Annotated in this window: 1 protein-coding gene; it reads right to left on the bottom strand. The window is 50.5% G+C overall.

Annotated elements, in window-relative coordinates; all coding sequences use genetic code 11:
• A partial coding sequence (locus C1720_RS13505) for a hypothetical protein (RefSeq protein ID WP_146007075.1) occupies positions 1–979 on the bottom strand: 979 nt, incomplete at its 3' end.
• Positions 980–995: the final 16 nt, after the last annotated feature.

Raw genomic sequence — 995 nt, 5'->3', positions numbered from 1 at the left:
CGGGGTAAATGGCGCTGGCCGAAACGCTGGCAAAAGGCACTGTGATGGCGTCCTGGCAGTATTGCTCGCATAGCGCACGCTGGTTGGGTTCGTTATTTCCATCCGTTATGTCCCACAGCAGCCGGCCTACACCAACTTCGCTGTCTTCGCCAAATACCTTGTCTTTCGTTCCATAAGGTTTTGCGTTGCTTTCCAGATCCATTGGAATGCCCATCTGATTCGCTTCGTAGGTCTGATCAAACCGGTGGTCGCCCAGCCACGCAATTTCACTGGAATACCGGCGCTCTTTCCAAAAATTCAGCGCAAACCACGTGGCATAGGCTTCATTGAGCGCCAGCGCGTTGGACAGCTCCTTGTTCCGGTAGGTGTTAAGGGCCTCGCCAGACGGGTTCTTTTCAATGTCGTACTGGTTGCTTCCGTCATGAAAGCCGTCTGCAATCTTGGTAGCGTCTTGCAGATGCGCTACAGCATGGCCATATTCATGTGCAATGGTGTCCCAGTCAAAAGACTTGAGAGAACCCAGGTGCATTTCAGACACCTTTTTTCCTCCATCGCTGCCCGCCCTGTAAAAAGCCTCTCTTGGCGTGGGGCGGTTGGTGACGACTTTCTTGAAAACGGGCGCTTCGGGAATGCCTGCGATGGGTTTGACATGCTCCGTCAGTTCATACAGGGCCTGGAAGACGGACCAGGAGTTGGCTTCGGCTTCGCTGATGTGGTATTTGTTATCTTTATGTGCATCATCAGGTTTGATGTTTATTTCTTCTTTTTGATCAAACAGCGACGCTAAGGGAATGGAATTATTAATATCCTTAAAAATGCCAATATTAAATCTATCGTGCTTGCCAAGAAGCTGTACCTGGTATTTCAGGTCATCAACGGGAGATATGAATTTAAGCTCCCCATTTTCATCCAACCGGCCATAAGCAATCAGCTCAGCCAGTCCTGGAGGCACCTTTCCAGTGTGTGTAACGCGAATCACGGCGCCATGCAATGGC

This window comes from Ottowia massiliensis, assembly GCF_900240305.1.
Lineage (GTDB): Bacteria > Pseudomonadota > Gammaproteobacteria > Burkholderiales > Burkholderiaceae_C > Ottowia > Ottowia massiliensis.
The sequence above is the reverse complement of the archived record's forward strand: the minus strand, read 5'-3'. Positions and strand labels throughout refer to the sequence as shown.